Consider the following 2432-nt stretch of genomic DNA (forward strand, 5'->3'; position numbering starts at 1 on the left):
AGCCGACGTAGGCGCCCGGGCTGTATCCCCACCGGTACCGCCACGCGGCAGCCGGTTGAGGCGAGGTGAGCGTAGCGAACGTCGCACCGATTACTACCACCAGGATGGCGTTTCTTCGCAAGCTACAACTCATTCGACAACCTGCGGCGTCTAACGGGAGAGAGGACGCTGCTTACGTGCAAACGATTAGCCTGACTTTCGCTACTGGCGGCCAATGGTCGCCGGAAGTCGGGGATATGTAGGCAGACCACCCCCGGAGGTCTGCCCTACATCCGCACCGCGCGTTTTGCCGTGATCCGGGGTGGCGGCTGGGCAGGGAGGCTCCACCCAAGCTGGGCCAGGAGGAGCTGCTGGTCGGCCGCCGGCTCCGTGTGGCGGGTGAAGATCAGCTCCCGACCGTCCGTCGTGGGGAAGTGGACGTCGAGCAGTTGCATGGCGGCGAACTTGTCCAGGACCTGCCGGACCGTGAGGCCCGGCGCATGGGGCCGGAGGTGCGCCTTCAAGGTGACGTGCAGGCAGTAGGCGAGGAAGGCGACGAAGATATGCGCCTCGACCCGCTCCGGCCGTTGATGATAGATCGGCCGCACGGCCAACTCATCCTTGAGCGTCTTGAAGACCGCCTCGATCTCGATGAGGTGCAGGTAGTACTCCCAGAGCTGGGCTGGGTCGGTCGCGGTCAGGTTCGAGCGCAAGAGATACCGGCCCTCGCGTCGGCGCACCTGGCGGAGCTTCACCTTGTCCAAGCCGAACGTGAAGTCCACGCGCCGCACCCGGTCAGTCTTGGGCGGCGGGGGCGGTAGCGTCACCGTCACCAGGCTCGCGGTCCGGCCCGCCGCGTGCTGGGCCGCTCCCAGCTTCAACAGCAATGTCTCATAGGTGGGCCGCTGGCGCTGCAGGGCGTACAGGCGCGCCCACAGCCGCTTGAGGCGGCGCCGGCGCATCGCCCGCTCCTTAGCCACGCGGGCGGCGCTCTGGACCCAGACGTACAGTTCCGCGTCTTGGGGCAAGAGCTTGACTTGCACGCTCGGCCGGGCGGCTTGCCAGGGTACCGTGAGCAGTTGCTGTTCCAGCTTGGTCAGCCGGCCCTTCGGCGTGCCCACGAGGTACTGCCCGCCCCGCGCGCGTAACTCGGCCAGCTGGGCTTCGGTCGGGATGCCGCGGTCCATCAGCCAGATCCGGCGGGCCTGGCCGTAGCGGGCTTCGATTTGGGCGAGGAACAGCGGCAGGGTGGTGCTGTCCGCCGTGTTGCCCGGCAAGACCTCGTAGGCGAGCGGGAACCCCTCGGGGGTGATGACGAGCGCGAGCACGACCTGGACACAGTCCGGCCGGTGATCTCGGCTGTAGCCGTAGCGGCGTGGGTCCTCGTCGTCGTCCGGCGGGTCGCTCTCGAAGTAGGTACTGGTCAGATCGTAGAGGAGCAGGTCGTAGGTCGCCCCGAAGAGATCCTGCCAGCGGCGCGTGAGAAACGTGAAGAGGTCCGCCTTGTGGGCGAGCAGCTGGTCGAGACAGCGGTAGAGCGTGTCCTTCGCCACCGCGCCGAGGTCGGCCCCGAGCAGCTCGCCCATGGCGCTGTGGTGGAGCCACTCGCGGTGGAGGCGCCACTCGCTCCCCGGGGCGAGGAAACGATACGCCACCAGGAGCAGCAGCACCTGATCCCAGGCCGTGCCCTCGCGGCTGGGCGGGAGCCGCTCCCGCCAGAACGCATCGAGCTGGAGCTGCCGCCAGAGCTGGCAGGCCACCCAACAGGCACCCCACTGCCGCGGGCGCTCGAGCCGGAAGTCGCGGAGGCGCACTTGAACGCCGATGTCGGCTGCGTGCGCGGGGATCGCCCGATCGGCGGGGAACAGGGCGAGGCGGAGTTGGCGGTGCGTGCCTTCCTCGAACGCTTCAATGCAGCGGAGCCAGCGCGCCTGCTGGCTATCGTTGAGCTCCCCGAGGTAGAGCACGCGCCGGTCGACTGCCCGCCCGTCGGCGCAGCGGCGCTTCTCCTCGATGCTCCAATACCGGTGCTCCTTCCCGTCCTTGCGGCGCGAATGGCAGCGGAGGTACATGGCGGCCCGACGGTAGCGCACTCCTGCCGTGTTGAAAAGGGGATAGGTCTGCCCCCAGGTCGTTTCTCGGCGGGGCAGCTCTGATAATACGAGCAGTTACGCGGGCGGTCAGGATGAAAATTGTTGTTTTCACGATCCAGTAGCGAAAGTCAGGTTAGTGTGGGCTGGATTCGATGGCCATTGGAAGGTGGAAATTCGAGGCGTTGGTCCTTTTGATGTCGGGCATAACGGTGAAGAAATATCCCGGAATCTCTTCTGGCATTCGCCTGACGGAGATACCTCTATGGGTAGATCGATCGGGTCAAACAGGCCGCTATTGGGCCATGTGTTTCCACCGCTTTGATGCCTGCGGAGGGGCTTGTTTCCTACTGCCGCTCGCTG

At 66.3% G+C, this 2432-nt stretch carries 1 protein-coding gene; it reads right to left on the reverse strand.

Translation table 11 applies throughout. From position 1 onward, the window contains the following. Positions 1-266: 266 nt before the first annotated feature. Complete coding sequence (locus VMS96_08930; GenBank protein ID HVP43546.1) at positions 267-2051, reverse strand: IS1634 family transposase; 1785 nt, start codon at positions 2049-2051, stop codon at positions 267-269. Positions 2052-2432: the final 381 nt, after the last annotated feature.

This window comes from Terriglobales bacterium, from assembly GCA_035543055.1.
Lineage (GTDB): Bacteria > Acidobacteriota > Terriglobia > Terriglobales > Acidobacteriaceae > JAIQFD01.

Excerpts from the sequence above, each read along its gene's own strand:
- VMS96_08930 (HVP43546.1), bottom strand. The coding sequence starts at position 2,051 with ATGTACCTCCGCTGCCATTCGCGCCGCAAGGACGGGAAGGAGCACCGG.